Genomic DNA, 20,537 nt, shown 5'->3' with positions numbered 1-20,537 from the left:
TGAATGAAGGCCGTCCACTGCGACGGACGATCGGCTGTTTCTCAACCGTGCGGCTGAAAGCCCGTTACGATCCGCAGCGCATGCTCGGCCGGCGCGTGGCGAATACTCGGCGCCTCATGCATTTCGACGGCGACGGACGCGTGGCACAGCGACAGCAGCAAGCGAAACAGGTTGTTCGCCGGTGCCGGCATGTCGTCGAGCGGGAACTGCTCGAGATAGCGTGTCGCCTCTTCCGCACGCGCGAACATCGCATCGTAGAAGCGGACAATCTCGGCGTAAGGCATCGCCGCGCGCCGGATCCATCGCTGGTGCGAGGTGGGCGCGTTCCAGTCGGCGAGAAACGGGGCGAGTTCCTCGAAGCCTTCCGGCAAGCATTGCGATTCATCGGTTGCGCAATCAGTCATTCGATGACTCCTTCTTCATTTTGATGATTAAATCGTTATCCGAATCATTTGGCATGTTGCTTGTCGCGAGACGGTCCGTCACGGCCGTCCGCTTCGCCAGCGGATTACACCCTCACCCGCCGATGTTTTCCTTGAAGACCGGGCTGACCGTGCCGAAGCTGGAGAATTTCAGATACGTCGTCTTCCATACTCCGGCGATCCTCGCGAACCGGAATGCATAGGTTCCCGAAAGCAGCTGCAGCACGCCGTCGTCGGTCTGCCGGTAATAGATCACGTCGGTGGCCGCCGTGGCGCGATCGCCATCGATCTCGATCAGCGGATTGGTGATGTGATGGTGGCACTTCGGCACCTCGCGCCAGACTTTGTGGACCAACTGCCGGATCCCCCCGATGCCGGCCGTCTGTCCGCGCGGCAGCTCGTAGATGCCGTCGTCCGCCCAGATACTCATGAAGAGAGTCTCGTCGTGCTTGTCGATACCGTGACAGTACTTCGACATCAAGGTACGGATCACGTCGGTATCGACGAGTCGCCGCAATGCTGCGTCGAGGCTGGAATCGCTGGAGGTCATGCCGGTTGTCTCCCGTTATAGGCTGATGCGTGTCCGGACAGCGGCCGGGCACGGTTTCCGATGCACATGCGTGCGTGGCGAAGCGCGACGATCTAGATCGGACACAGCGTCATGTTATTTTTCCCCCGCCGCTCGGACCTATCGCCGCCGTGCGCTTCTGTTTCGAGATCGTACGGATCTGCCGCGCGCGCCCGGCGGCGATACTGCGTCGGCGAGCAACACATGGTTCGCTTGAAGGCCGTGCAAAACGCGCTTTCGGATTCGTAGCCGAGCGAGAACGCGATCGATGCGATGGTCTCGTGCCCGGCGTGCAGGCGGTCGGCCGCGATCAGCATTCGCCAGCGTGTCAGATAGTGGATCGTGGTCGCGCCGACGAGGCGCTTGAAGCGCTGCGCGAAGACGGTTCGGGACAGCCCGGCGATGCGCGCCAGTTCGTCAAGCGTCCAGTGGCGCGCGGGCTCCGCATGGATCGCACTGATGGCCGCGCCAATCCGCCGGTCGGACAGCGCCATGAACCATCCGGCGGGCGTGGCCGCCAGATGAAGGCGCAGCACCTGCACGAGCATCAGGTGCAGCAGATGGTTCGACACCAGCGCGCCGCCCGGCTGCGGGTCGCGCAGCTCGGCGGTCAACTGGTCGAGCGACCAGCGCAGCACCTCGGCCTGGCTCGACGCGCGCGGCACGCTGACGAGCGGCGGCAGCGCATCGAACGGCAGCGCGGCATGGTCGCCCGAGAACGCGAAGAAGCCGCTGATCAGCAGCACGTCGCCGCCGCCGCCGTGCACGGCGATGCCGTCGCGCGCGACCGCATCCATGATCGCCGTCGAATCCTGCGGCTCGAGCGCGAGGTCGGTCGACAATACGATGCTGCGCCGGCTGTTCAGCAGGAAACAATCGCCCTTCTCGAAGCGGACCGGCTGCGCTACGCCTTCGATCACGGCCCAGCATGCGCCCTGCAGCACGGCGGCAAACTTGATTCCCTCATATTCCGGAAACGCGAACGACCACTCGCCCGCCGCGTCGAGTCCCGCATAGAACTGGCTGTGCGGTTTGAGCCGCGCGAGCACATCCGAGAGCGAGTCCATAGGCCATCCATCCGTGAACGATGCCTGGCGCACCGTCCATCGGACCACGGCGGACCCGCATCGTCTGTCTCCTGGCCGCACTGCCGGTCCCGGCTGTTGCGACGCTGAATGTGTTCTGGTGTCCGCCGGCGACAATCGACGCTCGTCCTGCAGCGGGCGCGGCGTCGAAGCCGGCAAGGGCGTCGCGCACGGCCGGACGCGATGTGAGCCAGCCTGATTCCGCCGCGAACGCAAGTCAATTCACGCGGCGATTCCGTTCCGTACTGTGAATGCCGCATGAGCCGTAGTCGAGTGCGCCACGCACGGTACAGCAGCAAAACGCGCCCGCGCCGAATCTGTAAGCCTCCCCTTAACACTGAGGTCGATTTTGAGCGGTATATCCGCATCAATTTCTTGCCTACCATGGAATCACGCACTTCACTGAACCCACAACAGGAGTTACCCGTCATGCAGAAAGTCAACTTCAGGAACCTGAACGGCCGAGGCATCACGATGGCCGCCGTGATCTACTTTCCGGCCCGTTTCGATTCGAACGCGAAGTATCCGGCCGTCGTCGTCGCGCATCCGGGCGGCGGCGTGAAGGAACAGACGGCCGGGCTCTACGCCCGGAAGCTGGCCGAGCACGGCCTCGTCGCAATCGCGTTCGACGCGTCGTATCAGGGCGAAAGCACCGGCGAGCCGCGTCAGCTCGAGAACCCGTATATCCGTACCGAAGACGTCAGCGCCGTGGTCGACTACCTGACGACGCTGCCGTACGTCGACGCCGATCGGATCGGCGCAATGGGCATCTGCGCGGGCGGCGGCTACGCAGCCAACGCGGCGATCAACGACCGGCGCATCAAGGCGCTTGGCACGGTCAGCGCGGTCAACATCGGCTCGATGTTCCGCAACGGCTGGGAAAACACGGTCAAGGACGCCGATGCGATTCCGTTCCTCGCGCACGGTTCGCAGGCGCGCTCTGCCGACGCGTCGGGCGCACAGCTCGCCACGTTGCCGCTCGCACCGCTGCGCAAGGAAGATGCGCCGGACAAGGAACTGGAAGAAGCATGGGAGTACTACCATACGCCGCGCTGCGAACATCCGAACGCACCGGGTTTCATGACCGCCCGCAGCCTCAACCAGGTCATTACGTACGACGCGTATAACAAGGCCGAAGCGTTCCTGACGCAGCCGCTGCAAATCGTGGCCGGCAGCGTCGCGGGCAGCAAATGGATGAGCGACGACCTGTTCGCGCGCGCGGCCAGCGCCGACAAACGCTTCCATGTGGTCGAAGGTGCGAACCACATGTCGCTGTACGACGTGCCGCAATACGTCGACGAAGCCGTCTCGGTGCTGGCGCCGTTCTTCGCGAGCACGCTGTAACCTGGCGCGCGGCAGGCGCGCGACGGCGCGCTCGCCGCCGAAACCCGAACGGACGGCTCACCGCCTCCGCGCGGCGAGCCGTTCGTCCGATGAATGCCGCCTGCCTGCCGTCAGCCTAACTACTGTTAGTATGTCGACATGACTCACCATCGGCAGGCTGCAGGAGCATGGCAAAACGACCGAAGTCGAACTCCGTCAATCCGTGCGAGACGCGCGAATCGCTGATCCGTTTTGCCGCGCGCACGTTCGGCACGCAGGGCTATTCGGCCACGACGATGCGCAACGTCGCCGATCAGGCCGGCATCGAGGCCGCGAGCATCTACTACCACTTTTCGTCGAAGGAAGAACTGGTCGAGGCGGTGATGGAGCAAGGCGCGGCACACATCCTCCATCACCTGAGCGAGCGCCTGAACGCGCTCGGCCCCGACGCGACGGCCGAACAACGGTTCCGTGCCGCCGTGCTCGGGCAGATGCGCGGCCTCGTCATGCATGGCGATTTCGCCGTCGCGCACGGCCGGTTGCTCGGTCAGCTGCCCGACGCGATCCGCGAGCGGCAGGTCATCAGGCGCGAGCATCATCAGACCCTCTGGAACGGGCTGCTCGAAGACCTGCGTGCCGAAGGCCACCTGCGCGAAGACGTGGACATCGCGCTCGCGCGAATCCACATCCTCGGCAGCATCAATTCGATCCAGTCGTGGTTCAACCCACAAAAGGGCTCGCTGGAACGCATCGCCGACCAGCTCTGCACGATGTTCTTCTACGGCGTGGGGCCGTCGTCGCGGCCCTGATCGCGCCGCGCCGGACAACGCCGCACACCACCCTCGCGCCGCCGCCGGTGTGTTCCCGCGATGCGTCACGGCAATCGTGCTCGGTATAAACCCCAATGACGGTCCCGGCATTTGCACATCAAACTAACTACCAGTTGTTAGATTAAACCTAACGGTAAAGCAGCCGATCCCATCAACAGGCCGAGACAGTCATGACGATGCAGATGAAACCGATCCGTTCCTTCCTTTTCGTTCCGGGCAACAAGCCGACCTGGATCGAGAAGTCCATCCAGTCCGGGGCCGACGCGCTGATCCTCGATCTCGAGGACAGCGTGCCGCCGGCTCAGAAAGTCGAGGCGCGCGAGATCGTCCGCTCCAAGCTGGCCTGGCTGGCCGAGCAGCAGCAGCGCATCTGGGTGCGCATCAACCGCAGCGCGCACCTGTACGACTTCGACGACATCCTGGCGATCGTGAACCCGGTGGTCGAGGGCATCGTGATTTCGAAGCCGTGCGGGCCGGAGGACATCCATACCGTCGCATCGATGCTGGCCGAAGCGGAGTACCGCGCGGGCATCGACGTCGGTCACACGAAGGTGATCCCGCTGCTGGAAACCGCCCGCTCGTTGCAGCTCGCCTACGAAATCGCGCAGCACGAACGCGTGCCGGCGATCGTCGGCGCGACGGCCAAGAACGCCGACGTGGCGCGCGCGCTCAAGACCGTCTGGTCGCTCGAGGGCCGCGAAACCCAGTTCCTGAAGTCGCGCATCGTGATGGCCGCGCGTGCGGCCGGCAAGCTGCCGATCGGCGGCGTCTGGCAGCAGGTGCACGACCTCGAAAGGCTCAAGGTCTCGTCGGCGAACGACCGCCAGCTCGGCATGAGCGGCGAACTGGTGCTGCATCCGTCGAACGTCGAGATCGTCAATCGCACCTACAGCCCCACCGAAGAGGAAGTCGCGTTCTACCAGGGCATGATCGACGCGCTCGACAAGGCCCAGGCCGAAGGCCGCGCATCGTGCATCTACGACGGCGAACACATCGACATCGCGCATGCGAAGACGGCGCGCGAAATCATCGCGCTCGCGCAGTCGTTCAACCGCTGATCGCTCACCCCAATACCTCAGGAGACAAGAAATGGCAGGCCTTTACTTCGAAGAATTCAAGCCCGGGATGGTGATCGAGCATGCGATCCGCCGCACGGTGACCGAAACCGACAACGTGCTGTTTTCGGCGATGACTTACAACTGCGCGCCGCTGCACATCGACGCCGAATACAGCAAGAACACGATGTACGGCCAGCGTCTCGTGAACAGCATGTTCCTGCTCGCGCTGGTGGCCGGCATCACGGTGTACGAGACCACGCTCGGCACGACGCTCGGCAATCTCGGCTTCGGCGAGATCGCGTTCCCGAAGCCGACCTTCCACGGCGACACGATCCGCGTCGAGACGGAGATCGTCGACACGCGCCTGTCGAAGAGCCGCAAGGATTCGGGCATCGTCACGTTCAAGCACGTCGCGCGCAACCAGCGCGACGAAATCGTCTGCACCGCCGTGCGCACGGGCCTGATGATGCTGCGCCCCGCCGCCGCCCAGGCTTGACCTCGTTCCCGCAGGAGATCCGGAAATGGACTACCAACTGAGCGCCGACCAGGTCGCGATCGTCGATGCGGCGCAGAAGATCTGCGCGGACTTCCCGCTCGAATACTGGCGCAACAAGGACAAGAACCACGAATTCCCGCACGAATTCTTCGCGGCCGTCGCGAGCGGCGGCTGGCTCGGCATCTGCATGCCGGACGATGTCGGGGGCGCGAACCTCGGCGTGACGGAGGCGGCGCTGTTCATGCGCGCGGTCGCCGAATGCGGCGGGCAGGCGGCCGCATCGACCATTCATATGAACATCTTCGGGCTGCAGCCGGTCGTGCACTTCGGCACGGACGCGCAGAAGAAGGCGTGGCTGCCGCCGTTCGCGCGCGGCGAGCACAAGGCCTGCTTCGCGGTCACCGAGCCGGACACCGGCCTCGACACGACCAAGCTCAAGGTGGTCGCGAAGAAGCAGCCCGACGGCAACTACCTGCTGTCGGGCAAGAAGGTCTTCATCTCGACCGCGCAGGTGGCCGATCACATGCTGATCCTCGCGCGCACGACGCCGATCGAGGAAGTGAAGAAGCACAGCGAGGGCCTGAGCCTGTTCTACACGAAGCTCGACCGCAAATACGTCGAAATCCGCGAGATCGACAAGCTCGGCCGCGCGGCGGTCGATACCAACGAGCTGTTCATCGACGACATGCCGGTGTCGAAGGACGCGCTGATCGGCGAGGAAGGCAAGGGCCTCAGCTACATCTTCCACGGGATGAACGCGGAGCGCGTGCTGGTGGCGGCCGAGCAGATCGGCATCGGCCGCGCGGTGCTCAAGCTCGCGACGCAGTATGCGAAGGAGCGCGTCGTGTTCGGCCGGCCGATCGGCCAGAACCAGGGGGTGCAGCATCCCCTCGCGCGCAACTGGGCGGAGCTCGAAGCGGCGAACCACATGATCTTCGCGGCCGCGGACCTCTACGACAAGGGGCTGCCGTGCGGCTCGGAAGCAAACGCGGCAAAGCTGCTGGCATCCGAGGCCTGCATGAACGCGTGCCAGACGTCGATCCTCACGCACGGCGGCTTCGGCTACGCGAAGGAGTATCACGTCGAGCGCTTCATGCGCGAGGCGTGGATCGGCTACATTGCCCCTGTCACCCCGCAACTCATTCTGTCAAACATTGCCGAGCGCAAGCTCGGGTTGCCGAAATCGTACTGAACCCGGCAAATCGCCGGCGTTGCCCGAACCGGGCGGCGCCGGCTGTCGAACCGGCATAAAGAAATGTCTGCGGGCTGCGCCCCGGTCGCGCGCCCGTTTCAGGAGACAAGCATGTCAGCTGCAAGACCGTTGGAAGGGATCCGAGTGCTCGATCTGACCGTGGCCCTGGCCGGTCCCTATGGATCGCTGCTGCTGGGCGGCATGGGCGCGGAAGTCATCCGGATCGAATCACCCGGCGGGGGCGACATCGCGCGCAACAACCCGCCATACGTCGGCCGAAACGGCGTCCACTTCGGCGTGAAGGGCGACGACGAGGTGTCGCTGACCGTCCTCAATCGCGCGCGCAACAAGAAAAGCATCACGCTCGACCTGAAATCGGCGCAGGGCAAGGCGCTGTTCATGGAACTGGTCAAGGAATCGGACGTCGTCATCGAGAACGCGAGCGAAGGCGTCACCGCGCGGCTGGGCGTCGACTACGAGAGCGTGCGCGAGGTCAATCCGAAGATCATTTATGCGTCGATCAAGGCGTTCGGCGAACCGAGCCCGTACAAGAACCTGAAGGGCATGGACATCATCGTCCAGGCGCTGTCGGGGATCATGGACGTGACGGGCTTCGCCGACGGCCCGCCGACGCGCTCGGGCCTGCCGATCGCCGACCTGATCGCGCCGCTGTACGCCGTCAACGGCATCCTCGCCGCGCTGATCCACCGCGGCCGCACCGGCGTGGGCCAGTGCGTGCAGGTGTCGATGCTCGACTGCCTGTCGTCGCTGGTGGCCGAAGAGCACTTCGACGTGTTCCTCAAGCACGGCTACTCGAAGCGCTCGGGCAATTTCCAGGACCGGCTGGTGCCGTTCGGCGTCTATGGCACGCGCGACGGCCACGTCGCGATGGTGGCGTTCCAGCCGGACTGGTTCCGCAACCTGATGGAAGCCGTGGGCCGGCCCGAGATGGTCACGGATCCGCGCTACGCGACGCGCGGCCCACGCATGAAGCATGCGGCCGAGATCAACGCGATCATCGAGGCATGGACGAGCCGGCGCAGCACCGCGGAGGTGGTCGAAGAACTGCAGATCCGGCGCGGCGTGCCGGCCGCGCCCGTGCGCTCGCCGCTCGACGTGCTGAAGGACCCGGTGCTGCAGGAACGCGGCGCCGTGGTGCGGCTCGAGCACCCGGGGCTCGCCGACGTCGACGCGATGGGCATGGGCCTGCCGATCAAGCTGTCGCAGACGCCCGTGCAGTTCGATCAGCCAGCGCAGGAACTCGGCGCCGCCAACGACGAGATCTATCGCGGGCTGCTGAAGCTGCCCGAGGATCGCCTGCAACAACTGCGCGACGAGGGAGTGATCTGATCATGTCCGCTGCGTCATCCCGTCATGGCCCGCTCGCCGGTGTCCGGATCGTCGAGATCGCGGGCATCGGTCCCGGCCCGCTGGCCGCGATGTTCCTCGCCGATCTCGGCGCGACCGTGATCCGCGTGGACCGCAAGGAACCGTCAGGGCTCGGCGCGCCGCGCCCCGTCGAATTCGACCTCGGCCTGCGCAACCGCAAGTCGGTGCGCGTCGACTTGAAGGATCCCGCCGCCGTCGAGATGGTGCTGGAACTGATCGAGCAAGCCGACGGCCTGATCGAGGGCTTTCGCCCCGGCGTGATGGAGCGTCTTGGCCTCGGGCCCGAGCCCTGCCTCGCACGCAATCCGCGACTGGTGTACGGGCGCGTGACCGGATGGGGGCAGGACGGCCCGCTGTCGCAGGTGGCCGGGCACGACCTGAACTACATTTCGATCACCGGCGCGCTGCATGCGATGGGCCGCGCCGGGCAGGCGCCGACGCCGCCGCTCAACGTGCTCGGCGACTATGCGGGCGGCTCGCTCTACCTCGCCTTCGGGCTGCTCGCGGGCATTCTCGAAGCGCGCGGCTCCGGGCGGGGCCAGGTCGTGGATGCGGCGATGGTCGATGGAGTCGCGTCGATCATGACGGTGACGATGGGCCTGCATGCGGCCGGCATGCTCGACAAGGCGCGCGGCACGAACCTGCTCGACACGGGCGCGCCGTTCTACGAGGTGTATGCGTGCGCCGACGGCAAGTACGTCAGCGTCGGGCCCATCGAGGGGAAGTTCTACCGGCTGCTGCTCGAACAGCTCGGGCTGCAGGACCATCCGGCGCTGCAGGCGCAGATGGGCCGCGCGCAATGGCCCGAAGCAAAGCAGGTACTCGCCGCGAAATTCCGCGAGCGCACGCGCGACGAGTGGGCGCGGTTGCTCGGCCATCTCGACGTGTGCGTGGCGCCCGTGCTCGACTTCGACGAAGCGCCGCACCATCCGCACGTGAAGGCGCGCGGCACCTTCGTCGAGCTCGACGGCGTCACGCATCCGGCGCCCGGCCCGCGTTTTTCGCGCACGCCGGCCGCGCGGCCGGAACCGCCCGCAGCGCCGACGACCGACAACGCGATCGCCGCGCTGCGCGACTGGCTGCCCGACGCGCGCATCGAGGCGTTGCGCGCGCAGCAGACTTTCATCTGACGCAGGCGACCAGCGTCGCGCGCCGCGGCCGGCGCGCTGCTCGCCGCCGTTTTCCGCCCGCGCCCGTCGCGCCTCGCAGCGCGCGGGCCGGGCACTGGCAAGGACTGTAGACATGACATCGCCCTCTCCCGAACTCGTCGCGCTCGATCGCCTGACGAGCGGCCGTTCCACCTGCCGCGCGTATCGGCACACGGCGCTGGACCGCGAACTGATCCGCAGCATCGTCGGCATGGCCGGCCGCTCGGCGTCGTGGTGCAACGTGCAGCCGTGGCAATTGGTCGTCACCGAAACGCCGGAAAGCACCGAGCGCTTTCGGCAGGCGCTGATGCAGCGCGTCGCCGCGCATCCGGACAACGAATCGGACCTGCCGTTCCCGCCGAGCTACGAAGGCATCTATCGCGAACGCCGGCGCGGCGCAGGCCTCGCGCTCTACTCCGCGCTCGGCATCGGTCCGAAGGACAGCGAGCGCAGCGCCGAGCAGGCCTTGCGCAACTTCCGCCTGTTCGACGCGCCGCACGTCGCGATCGTCACGGTGCCGGCCGAGCTCGGCCCATATGCGCTCGTCGACGCGGGCGGCTTCGTGTCGTCGTTCCTGATCGCGGCCTATGCGCATGGCGTCGCGACCACGCCGCAGGGCGCGCTGGCGCGCCATGCGCGTTTCGTGCGCGAGTATTTCGGCATTCCCGACACGCAGCACATGATCTGCGGCATCTCGTTCGGCTATGCGGAAGACGCGCATCCGGTTAACCAGTTCCGCACCACGCGTGCCGCCGTCGATGATCTGCTGCACTTCGCGTGAGGCCGCCGCTCGCGTATTGCGCGAGCGCCGCGGTGCGCGCATCGTTTGCGAGGACAAGGAGAATCGAACATGGCCGCACGCATTCATGAACTGCTGGATCGCTGGCTGTCCGAGGCGCCCGCGCGAGCGTTCATCCATCTGCCCGACCGCAGCGTCAGCTACGCGGATCTCGGCGCGCTCGCCGACCGGCTCGAACGCGAGCTGCACGCCGACGGCGTACGTCGCGGCGATCGCGTACTGGTCGTCGCCGAAAACTGCCCCGAACATGCGGCGCTGCTGATCGCGTGCAGCCGGATCGGCGCATGGTCGTGCGGCGTCAATGCGCGCATGGCGCCGGGCGAAGTCGACGCGTTCGCCGCCAGGGCCGACGCGCGCGTGCTGTATTTCACGTCGGGCGTCTCATCGGCGGCCGGCGCACATGCGGCGCGGCACGACGCGCACCCGTCGTGCGTGAGCGCCCTCGCGCGCAGCGCCGTGCGCGCGGCGGCGCGGCCGGAGCCGGAGCCGCTCGCGAGCGACGTGGCGGCCATCATCTTCACGTCGGGGACCACCGGCGCGCCCAAGGGCGTGATGATGACGCACCGCGGCGTGCTGCATTTCGCGCGCGTATCGGCCGAATCGCGCGCGCTCCGCCCCGACGATCGCGTCTACGCGTATGCGCCGATGACGCATATCTTCGGCCTCGGCACCGTGCTGCTCGCGTCGCTGCATGCGGGCGCGGCGCTGGAAATGCGCGCGCAGTTCGAGCCGGTGCAATTGTTCGACGCGCTGGCGCGGCGGCGCGTGAGCCAGGTGCAAGGGCCGCCGATGCTGTTCTCGCGGCTGCTTCGGCATTGCGCGGAACATCGCATCGCGCGTCCCGACTCGCCCTGCCTGCGCTATCTGTATGCCGGCGCCGGGCCGCTCGACCTCGCGCTCAAGCAGCAGGTCGAGGCGTTGTTCGGGCAGACGCTGCATCACGGCTACGGGCTGTCGGAGTACGCGGGCTCGCTGCACGCGACGCGCCTTGGCGAAGCGCGCGCCGATACGAGCGCGGGCTACGCGTTCCCTGGCGCCGAGCTGCGCATCGTCGATCCGGCCGACGGCCGCCCGCTGCCGGCAGGCGAGCGCGGCGAAATCTGGGTGCGCGGCGTCGGTCTGATGCCCGGCTATTTCCGCGATCCGCAGGCCACGGCCGACGTGATGCGCGACGGCGGCTGGTATGCGTCGGGCGATCTGGGCGAGCTGCACGACGACGGCGCGCTGTTCATCGTCGGCCGGCTCAAGGAGATGATCATCCGCTCCGGGTTCAACGTGTATCCGGGTGAAGTGGAGCAGGCGCTGAACCGCTTTCCGGGCATCCTGAATTCAGCCGTCGTCGGGCAGCGGGAGGCGGACGGCAACGAGGCCGTCGTCGCGTTCGTCGAACTGGATGGCGGCCGGCCGCTGGACGAAACCGCGCTGCGCCGGTATCTGCGCGAACAGCTTGCGCCGTACAAGCACCCGGGCCGCATCATTGCCGTCGACGCACTGCCGTTCAACAGCAACGGCAAGCTGATGCGGCGGAAGTTGCTGGAACGACTGTAAGCCGCGACCGCACTACCCGAGCCAGCGCGCATCGGGCCACTGGCCCTCGTCGAACGTGGCCTTCACGCAGTCGAGCAGCACGCCGACCACGCAGCGCACCGGCGCGGTCGCCTGCCGGCTGCTGGGCGCCGCCAGCACGATCGTGCGCTTGATGCCCGGTGGCGCGAGCGGCGCCGCGCTCAGCGTGCCCTGCTCGACTTCCCGCGTGACGCCGACGGCCGGCAGGATCGTCCAGCCGTGGCCTTGCGCGACCAGATCCTTCTGCACGCTGAGGGCATTGGTTTCGGTGACGACGCGCAGCGTCACGTCCGCCTCGGCCGCCGCGTGCTCGATCGCCGCACGCAGGCCCTGCGGCGCGGACGGCAGGATGAACGGCTCGCTCGCGACGCGCGACAGCGCCAGCGGCCGCTTGCGCGACAGCCCGACCGACGGCGCGGCCACGGCCCACAGGCTTTCCTCGATCAGCGCCTTCACGTGCAGCGCGGGCGTTTCCTTCTGCCCGTACAGCAGCGCGGCATCCACGTCGCCGGCTTCGAGCCAGTCCTGCAGGTGGCCCGCATAGCCGATCGTGAGCCGCAGCCGGATATGCGGGTAACGGCTGGCGACCTCGCTCGCCAGTCGCGTGGCGAGCAGGTCCGACGTGCTGGCCAGCAGGCCGATACTGACGATGCCGGCGACCGGCCCGTCGGTCGGCTGAATCTCGGCCTTCGCGCGCGCGACCTCGTTGAGGATGCGCCGCGCGTATTCGAGCATCGTCTTGCCCGACGGCGTCAGCTGCATCCCGTGACGGCCGCGCTCGAACAACTCGGTGCCCATGTCTTCTTCCAGCAGCCGCAGCTGGCGCGACACCGCCGGCTGCACGAGATTGAGCAGGCTCGACGCACGCGTGACGTTGCCGGTTTCGGCCACGGTGACGAAGGCGCGCAGTTGCTTCAGATCCATCGCAAGGGTCCTCGATACCGAAAACTGATCCATCGATCAGAAAATTCTATTTTTTGGTTGATCCATCAAAACTTATTATGGACCTAACCGATGCCAATGACGAGACAGGATTCATGAGCGCCTCCATCTTTTCCGCCCCCGACCAGTACCAGGAAATCCGCGACGCCGTGCGCGGCCTGTGCAGTCAGTTTCCGGCTGAATACCACCGCAAGATCGACGAAGCGCGCGGCTATCCCGAGGCCTTCGTGACCGCGCTCACGCAGGCCGGCTGGCTGGCCGCGCTGATCCCGCAGGAGTACGGCGGCCCGGGCCTGTCGATGGCCGAGGCGTCGGTCATCATGGAGGAAATCAACCGCTCCGGCGGCAATTCGGGCGCCTGCCACGGCCAGATGTACGTGATGAACACGATCGTGTTCAGCGGCACCGAAGCGCAGAAGCAGCGCTACCTGCCGCGGATCGCGGCGGGCGAGCTGCGCGTGCAGTCGATGGGCGTGACCGAGCCGAGCACCGGCAGCGACACGACTAAGCTGAAGACCACCGCCGTGAAGAAGGACGGCCGCTGGGTCATCAACGGGCAGAAGGTGTGGATCTCGCGCGTCCAGCACAGCGACCTGCTGATCCTGCTCGCACGCACCACGCCGCTGGAGCAGGTGCAGAAGAAGAGCGACGGTCTCTCGTGCTTCATCGTCGAACTCGACAAGGCGATCGGCAACGGCCTGACCGTGCGCCCGATCCTCAACATGGTCAATCACGAGACCAACGAACTGTTCTTCGACAATCTCGAACTGCCGGAAGACGCACTGCTCGGCACCGAGGGCAAGGGGCTGAAGGTGATCTTCGACGGCCTGAACGCGGAGCGCACGCTGATCGCGGCCGAGTGCATCGGCGACGGCTACTGGTTCCTCGAGAAGGCTCGCGATTACGCGAGCGAGCGCAAGGTGTTCGGCCGCCCGATCGGGCAGAACCAGGGGATCCAGTTTCCGCTGGCCGAGTCGTTCATCGAACTGGAAGCGGCGAACCTGATGCGCTGGCGCGCGTGCGAGAAGATCGATGCGCGCCAGAACGCGGGCGTCGAGGCCAACATGGCCAAGTACCTGGCCGCGAAGGCGAGCTGGGAAGCCGCGAACGCATGCCTGCAGACGCACGGCGGCTTCGGCTTCGCCTGCGAATACGACATCGAGCGCAAATTCCGCGAAACGCGCCTGTACCAGGTCGCGCCGATCTCCACCAACATGATCCTGGGGCACGTGGCCGAGCACGTGCTGCAACTGCCCCGTTCCTATTGATTCCCGAAGGAAGCCTTTTCATGAAGATTCTCGTACCCGTCAAGCGCGTGGTCGACGCGAACGTGAAGGTCGGCGTGAAGTCCGACCAATCCGGCGTCGACATCGCGAACGTGAAGATGTCGATGAACCCGTTCGACGAAATCGCCGTTGAAGAAGCCGTGCGCCTGAAGGAAGCGGGTGTGGCGACCGAAGTGATCGCGGTATCGGTGGGTGTCGCGCAAGCGCAGGAAACGCTGCGCACGGCGCTGGCGATCGGCGCGGATCGCGCGATCCTCGTCGAGTCGAACAACAGCGTCGAGCCGCTGGCCGTCGCGAAGATCCTGAAGGCGCTGGTCGACAAGGAACAGCCGCAACTGATGATCCTCGGCAAGCAGGCGATCGACGACGATTCGAATCAGACGGGCCAGATGCTGGCCGCGCTGGCAGGTCTCCCGCAAGCGACGTTCGCATCGAAGGTGACGATCGCCGACGGCAAGGCAACGGTGGCGCGCGAAGTCGACGGCGGTGCGGAAACGCTGTCGCTGACGCTGCCGGCAGTCGTGACGACCGACCTGCGCCTGAACGAGCCGCGCTATGTGACGCTGCCGAACATCATGAAGGCGAAGAAGAAGCCGCTGGAAACCGTGAAGCCGGAAGACCTCGGGGTGGACGTCGCGCCGCGCCTGAAGACGCTGAAGGTGGTCGAGCCGCAGAAGCGCGCGGCCGGCGTGAAGGTGCCGGACGTGAAGACGCTGGTCGAGAAGCTGAAGACCGAAGCCAAGGTGCTGTAAGAAGGAGCGCAAAGAAATGACGATTCTGGTGATTGCAGAACACGACAACGCGTCGGTCAAGGCCGCGACGCTGAACACGGTGGCGGCGGCTGCGAAGATTGGCGGCGACATCCACGTGCTGGTCGCGGGCCACAACGCGCAAGCGGCGGCCGACGCGGCAGCGAAGATCGCGGGTGTGTCGAAGGTGCTGCTGGCCGACGCGCCGCAACTGGCCGAGGGCCTCGCGGAAAACGTCGAGGCGACCGCGCTGAACATCGCGAAGGACTACTCGCACATCCTCGCGCCGGCGACGGCCTACGGCAAGAACATTGCGCCGCGTATCGCCACGAAGCTCGACGTCGCGCAGATCTCGGACATCACGGCGGTCGATTCGGCCGACACGTTCGAGCGTCCGATCTATGCGGGCAACGCAATCGCGACGGTACAGTCGAGCGACCCGATCAAGGTCATCACGGTGCGTGCGACGGGCTTCGATCCGGTCGCGGCCGAAGGCGGCGGCGCAGCGGTCGAGAAGATCGAAGCGGCGGCCGACGCCGGCAAGTCGCAATTCGTAAGCCGTGAAGTGACGAAGCTGGACCGTCCGGAACTGACGTCGGCGAGCATCATCGTGTCGGGCGGCCGCGGTCTGGGTAGCGGCGAGAACTACACGAAGGTGCTGGAGCCGCTGGCGGACAAGCTGTCGGCCGCGCTCGGCGCATCGCGCGCGGCAGTCGACGCCGGCTACGTGCCGAACGACTACCAGGTCGGCCAGACCGGCAAGATCGTCGCGCCGCAGCTGTACATCGCGGTCGGCATCTCGGGTGCGATCCAGCATCTGGCCGGTATGAAGGATTCGAAGGTGATCGTCGCGATCAACAAGGATCCGGAAGCGCCGATCTTCAGCGTGGCCGATTACGGCCTCGTCGGCGATCTGTTCACGCTCGTGCCAGAACTGGTCAACGAACTCTGACGGGAACGGCTGCCGCAACTCAACTGCCGGCAGCCTTCACGACACTTCAATCATCGAGAACGCGAAACGACATGACTGGCGAACAACCCGAATCATTCGACGCGTGGATTGGCCGCCGCGAAGAGAGTGTGGACCGCATCACCCCCGCGCCGATCCGGCTCCTGCGGGCCACGCTGGACGACGCCGAGCCGTCCGCGCTGCCGGCCGCCCTGCCGCCGCTGTGGCACTGGCTGTACTTCCTGCCCGGCGAGCGGCAGTCGAACATCGGCATCGACGGTCACGCGCGGCGCGGCGGCTTCCTGCCGCCGGTCGCGTTGCCGCGCCGCATGTGGGCCGGCGGACGGCTGCAGTTTCTGCGTCCGCTCGCCGTCGATACGCCGATACAGCGCCGCTCCACGATCGCGAACGTGCAGAGCAAGTCCGGCCGCAGCGGCCGGCTCGTGTTCGTGACCGTGCTGCACGAGATCGGCGACGCGCAAGGCTTGGCGATCCGCGAAGAACAGGACATCGTCTATCGCGACGCGCCGCCGCCCGCCGCTGCAGGCACGCCAGCGCCCGCCCCGCAGCCGGCCCCGACCGACGAGCAGTATTCGCGCATCGTCATCCCCGATCCGGTGCTGCTGATGCGCTTTTCCGCCCTCACCTTCAACGGCCACCGGATCCACTACGACCGCCCCTACGCGATGCAGGAAGAAGGCTATCCGGGCCTCGTGGTGCACGGCCCGCTGATCGCGATGCTGCTGATGGAAGAACTGCGCCGCACGCACCCCGGCAAGACGATCCGCGCCTTCGACTTCAAGGCGGTCAGCCCGCTGTTCGACACCGCACCGTTCACCGTGAACGGCAAGCTCGACGGCAAGACCGCCCGCGTGTGGGCGCGCGGCCCGCAAGGACAGCTGGCCATGCAGGCCAGCATCGAACTGGAATAGCGATCCGATCATGCAAGCTCGCCAAGCTCAACCCGGCCCGCTGAGCGGGATGACCGTCGTCACGCTCGAACACGCGATCGCCGCGCCGTTCTGCACGCGTCAGCTCGCCGATCTCGGCGCGCGCGTGATCAAGGTGGAACGGCCCGGCGTCGGCGATTTCGCGCGCGCCTACGATCACCGCACGCGCGGTCTCGCGTCGCACTTCGTCTGGACCAACCGCTCGAAGGAAAGCCTCACGCTGGACCTGAAGCAACCCGCTGCACAGGACGTGCTTGGCGAGCTCGTCGCCCAGGCCGACGTGCTGGTGCAGAACCTCGCACCCGGTGCCGCCGCGCGCATGGGGCTGTCGTTCGACGCGCTGCACGCCAAGTATCCGCGCCTGATCGTCTGCGACATCTCCGGCTACGGTGGCGACGGCCCGTATCGCGACAAGAAAGCCTACGACCTGCTGATCCAGAGCGAGGCCGCGTTCCTGTCGATCACCGGCACGCCCGACGAGCCGTGCAAGGCCGGCAATTCGATCGCGGATATCGCGGCCGGCATGTACGCGTACACGGGCATCCTCAGCGCGCTGCTGCAGCGCGGCGTCACGGGCACAGGCTCGCACGTGGAAATCTCGATGCTCGAGGCGCTCGCCGAGTGGATGGGATTTCCGATGTACTACGCGTACGACGGCCAGCAACCGCCCACACGCAACGGTGCGGCGCACGCGACCATCTATCCGTACGGGCCGTTTACGGCCGGCGACGGCCGCGTCGTGATGCTGGGCCTGCAGAACGAGCGCGAGTGGAAGGTGTTCTGCGACGTCGTGCTGCGCCGCCCGGACCTCGCGACCGACCCGCGCTTCGACGCCAACGTGCGCCGCTCGGAAAACCGCGCGAGCCTGAAAGCCGTGATCGAGCAGGTGTTTGCCGACCTGACCGCGCAGGACGTGAGCGCGCGGCTCGACGAAGCGCAGATCGCGAATGCCGCGGTCAACCAGGTCCGCGATCTGTGGACGCACCCGCAGCTGCATGCGCGCGGTCGCTTCCGCACCGTCGGTTCGCCGGCCGGCGAGCTGCAGGCGCTGCTGCCGCCCGCCACGATCGACAGCTTCGACGTGCGCATGGATCCGGTGCCCGCGCTCGGCGAACACAGCACGGCGATCCTGCGCGAACTGGGGCGCAGCGACGCCGATATCGAACAACTGCGCGCCGACGGCGTGATCTGAGCCATGACGACCTCTCCTTCCCCCGTGCTGCATGCGCGCAGCCTGCTGTTCGTGCCCGCCACGCGTCCCGAGCGCTTTGCGAAGGCATTCGATACGGACGCCGACTGCATCGTCATCGACCTCGAGGACGCGGTGCCCGAAGGCAGCAAGGACGACGCACGCGCGCAGCTCGCGCGGCATCTCCCGCACTTCACGCCCGAGCATCGCGCGCGCACCGTGGTGCGCGTGAACGCCGTCGGCACGCCGTGGCACGACGCGGATCTCGCGTTGCTGCGCGACTGGACCGGGCAAGGCGTCGCCGTGATGCTGCCGAAGTCCGAAGACGTGCATGCGCTGCGCCGCGTCGCGCAGCAGCTCGGCGAGGCGGCGCGCCTCGTCGCGCTGATCGAATCGCTGGCCGGGCTCGATGCGGCCGATGCGCTTGCGCGCGATCCGCAAGTCGTGCGTCTCGCCTTCGGCCATCTCGACTTCCAGCTCGATCTCGGCATGCGCGCATCGCCCGACGAGCCGGAGCTGGCGTTCGCGCGCAACGCGCTCGTGGCCGCGTCGCGCCGCGCGCAGTTGCCCGCGCCGATCGACGGCGTGACGACCCGCACCGACGATGCGCCACGTCTGGCCGCTGACGCGCAGCGCGCACGCGCGTTTGGCTTCGGCGGCAAGCTGTGCATCCACCCGGCGCAGGTCGCCGGCGTGAACGATGCGATGGGATACTCGGACGAAGAGCATGCGTGGGCGCGCCGCGTGCTCGACGAAGCCGCGAAGCACGGCGGCGCGGCGTTCAGCCTCGACGGCCGCATGGTCGACCTGCCGGTGATTCGCGCCGCCGAGGCGATCGTCGCGAGCGTGCGGAAACCGGCGCGATCGGCTTAGCGTCTGTTCACGCCAACGACGGTATCGGCCTCGAATCCGCGGGCCGATGAAAAAGCGGGCGGCGTCCGGTATTCCGGCGCCGCCCGTTGTTCTTGCATAGTCTCGAATCACCGCAGCGGCCGCCCGGAACGCGCACATCGCTCCGGACGACCGCGCCGCTCAGCCTTCCACCGCCCACATCGCAGTCAGCTCCGCCGCCTTCGTCGCCGGATTCAGCTCACGCAGCGCGGCCAGCAGCGCACGTGCGCGTTCGGTGCCCAGCACGTCGGTGGTCAAGTCCATGAACTTCGCATCCTGCTCGTGCTCCGGCATCGGATTCGTGTCGGTGCCGATCGGATCGCCGACGAACACGTGCTCGGTGCGCCCGTCCTTGAACGTGACGGTCACGTCGGCGACGAACTTGCCCGGATACTGTTTCTCCAGCTCGGGCGCCTCGCTGATGCGGATGCTGCGCGCGATCTCGATCACGGGCGCCATGTCGACCTTGCCGACGAGGTAATCGCGGTGGACCGGATAGCCGTTGCCCTTGCCGAGCAGCGTGAACGCCGCCTGGATCGGCAGGCTGAACTGCACGTGCTCGATGTTCTTCGGCGTATACGCGTTGACGTTGGCCGTGCCGACGACCACGTTGAAGTGCGGCGTAATTTTCAGATGGATGTCGGCGATCTCGTCGCGGCGCGCCGCGAACGGCCGCAGCGCGTCGATGTACGCGTGCGTGCAGTAGCACGCGCAATACGCCTTGAGCCACACGGTACCGATCTCGAACGGCCGGTCGAGGTCGAAGCGTCGCTCGGCGTTGTCGCCGGCCGTGCGCTGCAGGAAGGTGCGGAAGAAGCCCTTGTTGCCGCTCAGGAACGCGCGCGGGCCCGTGATGCCCGCGCGTGCCATGTCGGCCGCCGCCATCCCGTTGCGCGTGCCGATGCCCGCATGGATGCGCTTGATGGAGCCGCCGGTCGACGTGTATTCGGTCGTGCCCGACACGTGGCTCAGCGCGATCGCCAGCGCGTGCAGCGTCGTCTCGGCGTCGAAGCCGCGCAACTTGGCCGCCACGGCCGCCGCGCCGAAGTTGGACAGCGTCGCGTGCGGGTGATAGCCGCGCTGCAGCAGTTCGGGCGCGGCAAGCAGGCCGATGCGCGCATAGACTTCGTAGCCGGCCACCATCGCGACGATCACCTCCTCGAGCGATGCGCCGAGCTCCTCGCCAATCGCGAGCGCGGCCGGAATCACGCAGCTGCCGGGGTGGCTGTAGCTCGGGCCGTGCGCGTCGTCGTACTCGAAGCCGTGCCCATACGAACCGTTCACGAACGCGGCATCGGCCGCGCTCATCGTCAGCGCCGACGCGCTCACGCGGCTTTTGCCGGGACGCTGCCCGGCCTTCGCGTAAGCGAGGAGCCGCTCGGACCACGGCATTTTCGAAATGCCGACCTGCAACGCGATCTGGTCGCGCATCAGGCGGTTGACGCCGGCCAGCGCGCGCGCGTCGAGGTGCTCGTATTTCAGCTCCTGGATGAAACGCACCACCGCTTGCTCGAGCGGTGGGCAGTTGTCCGGCGCGACGGAGCGGGTCTCGCGGGTGACGGTCATGAAAGTCTCCTGGATGATCGAATGGTAAATGGCCCGGCTCTCGCGCGGGCCACGACGGGTCATGCGGGGCGATAGGTGCGGCCCGGCCGTCCTGCCGAAAGCGCGATGCCGGCGGCAAGCAGGGCGACGACGGCCATCA

General features: G+C 66.8%; 20 protein-coding genes. 15 read left to right on the top strand and 5 right to left on the bottom strand.

Annotated elements, in window-relative coordinates; translation table 11 throughout:
* Positions 1 to 41: 41 nt before the first annotated feature.
* The 3 genes from CFB46_RS34470 to CFB46_RS34460 form a co-directional block, all read right to left on the bottom strand.
* Positions 42 to 404 (bottom strand): hypothetical protein, encoded by a 363-nt coding sequence (locus tag CFB46_RS34470; protein ID WP_027785841.1) that lies wholly within the window; start codon positions 402 to 404, stop codon positions 42 to 44.
* Between the two features lie 112 nt (positions 405 to 516).
* Complete coding sequence (locus tag CFB46_RS34465; RefSeq protein WP_027785840.1) at positions 517 to 972, bottom strand: nuclear transport factor 2 family protein; 456 nt, start codon at positions 970 to 972, stop codon at positions 517 to 519.
* Positions 973 to 1,064: 92 nt separating this feature from the next.
* Positions 1,065 to 2,057 carry an AraC family transcriptional regulator gene (locus CFB46_RS34460; RefSeq protein WP_080681397.1) on the bottom strand — a complete coding sequence of 331 codons (993 nt, stop codon included), beginning with the start codon at positions 2,055 to 2,057 and terminating at the stop codon, positions 1,065 to 1,067.
* 447 nt (positions 2,058 to 2,504) lie between these two features.
* Here CFB46_RS34460 and CFB46_RS34455 point away from each other — a divergent pair, with 447 nt between their 5' ends.
* The 9 genes from CFB46_RS34455 to CFB46_RS34415 all read left to right on the top strand — a co-directional run bounded on the left by CFB46_RS34455 (position 2,505) and on the right by CFB46_RS34415 (position 11,858).
* Positions 2,505 to 3,419 (top strand): alpha/beta hydrolase, encoded by a 915-nt coding sequence (locus CFB46_RS34455; RefSeq protein WP_027785839.1) that lies wholly within the window; start codon positions 2,505 to 2,507, stop codon positions 3,417 to 3,419.
* 167 nt (positions 3,420 to 3,586) lie between these two features.
* Positions 3,587 to 4,207, top strand: a complete 621-nt coding sequence (locus CFB46_RS34450) for a TetR/AcrR family transcriptional regulator (protein ID WP_027785838.1) — start codon at positions 3,587 to 3,589, stop codon at positions 4,205 to 4,207.
* 191 nt (positions 4,208 to 4,398) lie between these two features.
* The gene (locus CFB46_RS34445; RefSeq protein ID WP_027785837.1) at positions 4,399 to 5,286 is read left to right on the top strand and encodes an HpcH/HpaI aldolase/citrate lyase family protein; all 888 of its coding nucleotides are present in this window, start codon (positions 4,399 to 4,401) and stop codon (positions 5,284 to 5,286) included.
* A gap of 31 nt (positions 5,287 to 5,317) precedes the next feature.
* Positions 5,318 to 5,782, top strand: a complete 465-nt coding sequence (locus CFB46_RS34440; protein WP_027785836.1) for a MaoC family dehydratase — start codon at positions 5,318 to 5,320, stop codon at positions 5,780 to 5,782.
* A gap of 25 nt (positions 5,783 to 5,807) precedes the next feature.
* The gene (locus CFB46_RS34435; protein ID WP_027785835.1) at positions 5,808 to 6,974 is read left to right on the top strand and encodes an acyl-CoA dehydrogenase family protein; all 1,167 of its coding nucleotides are present in this window, start codon (positions 5,808 to 5,810) and stop codon (positions 6,972 to 6,974) included.
* A gap of 111 nt (positions 6,975 to 7,085) precedes the next feature.
* Positions 7,086 to 8,324, top strand: coding sequence for a CaiB/BaiF CoA transferase family protein (locus CFB46_RS34430; protein ID WP_027785834.1), 1,239 nt, complete (start codon positions 7,086 to 7,088; stop codon positions 8,322 to 8,324).
* Positions 8,325 to 8,326: 2 nt separating this feature from the next.
* A complete protein-coding gene (locus CFB46_RS34425) occupies positions 8,327 to 9,493 on the top strand; it encodes a CaiB/BaiF CoA transferase family protein (RefSeq protein WP_027785833.1) in 1,167 nt (388 codons plus the stop codon).
* 112 nt (positions 9,494 to 9,605) lie between these two features.
* Positions 9,606 to 10,292, top strand: a complete 687-nt coding sequence (locus tag CFB46_RS34420; RefSeq protein ID WP_027785832.1) for a nitroreductase family protein — start codon at positions 9,606 to 9,608, stop codon at positions 10,290 to 10,292.
* 69 nt (positions 10,293 to 10,361) lie between these two features.
* Positions 10,362 to 11,858 carry a class I adenylate-forming enzyme family protein gene (locus CFB46_RS34415; protein WP_027785831.1) on the top strand — a complete coding sequence of 499 codons (1,497 nt, stop codon included), beginning with the start codon at positions 10,362 to 10,364 and terminating at the stop codon, positions 11,856 to 11,858.
* 12 nt (positions 11,859 to 11,870) lie between these two features.
* Here the strand turns inward: CFB46_RS34415 and CFB46_RS34410 are convergent, their stop codons facing one another.
* The gene (locus CFB46_RS34410; RefSeq protein ID WP_027785830.1) at positions 11,871 to 12,800 is read right to left on the bottom strand and encodes a LysR family transcriptional regulator; all 930 of its coding nucleotides are present in this window, start codon (positions 12,798 to 12,800) and stop codon (positions 11,871 to 11,873) included.
* Between the two features lie 113 nt (positions 12,801 to 12,913).
* Here CFB46_RS34410 and CFB46_RS34405 point away from each other — a divergent pair, with 113 nt between their 5' ends.
* From CFB46_RS34405 to CFB46_RS34380, 6 genes are all read left to right on the top strand, one after another.
* Entirely contained in the window at positions 12,914 to 14,086 is a 1,173-nt protein-coding gene (locus tag CFB46_RS34405) for an acyl-CoA dehydrogenase family protein (protein WP_027785829.1), read from the top strand.
* A 20-nt stretch (positions 14,087 to 14,106) separates the two neighbouring features.
* Positions 14,107 to 14,856, top strand: coding sequence for an electron transfer flavoprotein subunit beta/FixA family protein (locus tag CFB46_RS34400; protein WP_027785828.1), 750 nt, complete (start codon positions 14,107 to 14,109; stop codon positions 14,854 to 14,856).
* Positions 14,857 to 14,872: 16 nt separating this feature from the next.
* Positions 14,873 to 15,805, top strand: a complete 933-nt coding sequence (locus tag CFB46_RS34395; protein ID WP_089502474.1) for an electron transfer flavoprotein subunit alpha/FixB family protein — start codon at positions 14,873 to 14,875, stop codon at positions 15,803 to 15,805.
* A 71-nt stretch (positions 15,806 to 15,876) separates the two neighbouring features.
* The gene (locus tag CFB46_RS34390; RefSeq protein WP_027785826.1) at positions 15,877 to 16,734 is read left to right on the top strand and encodes an FAS1-like dehydratase domain-containing protein; all 858 of its coding nucleotides are present in this window, start codon (positions 15,877 to 15,879) and stop codon (positions 16,732 to 16,734) included.
* 10 nt (positions 16,735 to 16,744) lie between these two features.
* A complete protein-coding gene (locus CFB46_RS34385) occupies positions 16,745 to 17,944 on the top strand; it encodes a CaiB/BaiF CoA transferase family protein (RefSeq protein ID WP_027785825.1) in 1,200 nt (399 codons plus the stop codon).
* A gap of 3 nt (positions 17,945 to 17,947) precedes the next feature.
* Positions 17,948 to 18,814: an HpcH/HpaI aldolase/citrate lyase family protein gene (locus CFB46_RS34380; protein WP_027785824.1), complete on the top strand. Its 867-nt coding sequence runs from the start codon at positions 17,948 to 17,950 to the stop codon at positions 18,812 to 18,814.
* A gap of 159 nt (positions 18,815 to 18,973) precedes the next feature.
* Here CFB46_RS34380 and CFB46_RS34375 read toward each other — a convergent pair whose 3' ends face one another.
* Entirely contained in the window at positions 18,974 to 20,398 is a 1,425-nt protein-coding gene (locus CFB46_RS34375; RefSeq protein ID WP_027785823.1) for an MmgE/PrpD family protein, read from the bottom strand.
* Between the last annotated feature and the right edge of the window lie 139 nt (positions 20,399 to 20,537).

Origin of the sequence: Burkholderia sp. HI2761 (assembly GCF_002223355.1) — a bacterium.
GTDB lineage: Bacteria > Pseudomonadota > Gammaproteobacteria > Burkholderiales > Burkholderiaceae > Burkholderia.
Note: the sequence above shows the minus strand (reverse complement) of the source record. Positions and strands in the feature narration are given on the sequence as shown.

Coding starts and splice junctions, on each gene's coding strand:
- CFB46_RS34395 (WP_089502474.1), top strand. CDS start 14,873: ATGACGATTCTGGTGATTGCAGAACACGACAACGCGTCGGTCAAGGCC.
- CFB46_RS34375 (WP_027785823.1), bottom strand. CDS start 20,398: ATGACCGTCACCCGCGAGACCCGCTCCGTCGCGCCGGACAACTGCCCA.
- CFB46_RS34470 (WP_027785841.1), bottom strand. CDS start 404: ATGACTGATTGCGCAACCGATGAATCGCAATGCTTGCCGGAAGGCTTC.
- CFB46_RS34410 (WP_027785830.1), bottom strand. CDS start 12,800: ATGGATCTGAAGCAACTGCGCGCCTTCGTCACCGTGGCCGAAACCGGC.
- CFB46_RS34430 (WP_027785834.1), top strand. CDS start 7,086: ATGTCAGCTGCAAGACCGTTGGAAGGGATCCGAGTGCTCGATCTGACC.
- CFB46_RS34380 (WP_027785824.1), top strand. CDS start 17,948: ATGACGACCTCTCCTTCCCCCGTGCTGCATGCGCGCAGCCTGCTGTTC.
- CFB46_RS34455 (WP_027785839.1), top strand. CDS start 2,505: ATGCAGAAAGTCAACTTCAGGAACCTGAACGGCCGAGGCATCACGATG.
- CFB46_RS34450 (WP_027785838.1), top strand. CDS start 3,587: ATGGCAAAACGACCGAAGTCGAACTCCGTCAATCCGTGCGAGACGCGC.
- CFB46_RS34415 (WP_027785831.1), top strand. CDS start 10,362: ATGGCCGCACGCATTCATGAACTGCTGGATCGCTGGCTGTCCGAGGCG.
- CFB46_RS34445 (WP_027785837.1), top strand. CDS start 4,399: ATGACGATGCAGATGAAACCGATCCGTTCCTTCCTTTTCGTTCCGGGC.
- CFB46_RS34465 (WP_027785840.1), bottom strand. CDS start 972: ATGACCTCCAGCGATTCCAGCCTCGACGCAGCATTGCGGCGACTCGTC.
- CFB46_RS34460 (WP_080681397.1), bottom strand. CDS start 2,057: ATGGACTCGCTCTCGGATGTGCTCGCGCGGCTCAAACCGCACAGCCAG.
- CFB46_RS34440 (WP_027785836.1), top strand. CDS start 5,318: ATGGCAGGCCTTTACTTCGAAGAATTCAAGCCCGGGATGGTGATCGAG.
- CFB46_RS34425 (WP_027785833.1), top strand. CDS start 8,327: ATGTCCGCTGCGTCATCCCGTCATGGCCCGCTCGCCGGTGTCCGGATC.
- CFB46_RS34405 (WP_027785829.1), top strand. CDS start 12,914: ATGAGCGCCTCCATCTTTTCCGCCCCCGACCAGTACCAGGAAATCCGC.
- CFB46_RS34435 (WP_027785835.1), top strand. CDS start 5,808: ATGGACTACCAACTGAGCGCCGACCAGGTCGCGATCGTCGATGCGGCG.
- CFB46_RS34390 (WP_027785826.1), top strand. CDS start 15,877: ATGACTGGCGAACAACCCGAATCATTCGACGCGTGGATTGGCCGCCGC.
- CFB46_RS34385 (WP_027785825.1), top strand. CDS start 16,745: ATGCAAGCTCGCCAAGCTCAACCCGGCCCGCTGAGCGGGATGACCGTC.
- CFB46_RS34400 (WP_027785828.1), top strand. CDS start 14,107: ATGAAGATTCTCGTACCCGTCAAGCGCGTGGTCGACGCGAACGTGAAG.
- CFB46_RS34420 (WP_027785832.1), top strand. CDS start 9,606: ATGACATCGCCCTCTCCCGAACTCGTCGCGCTCGATCGCCTGACGAGC.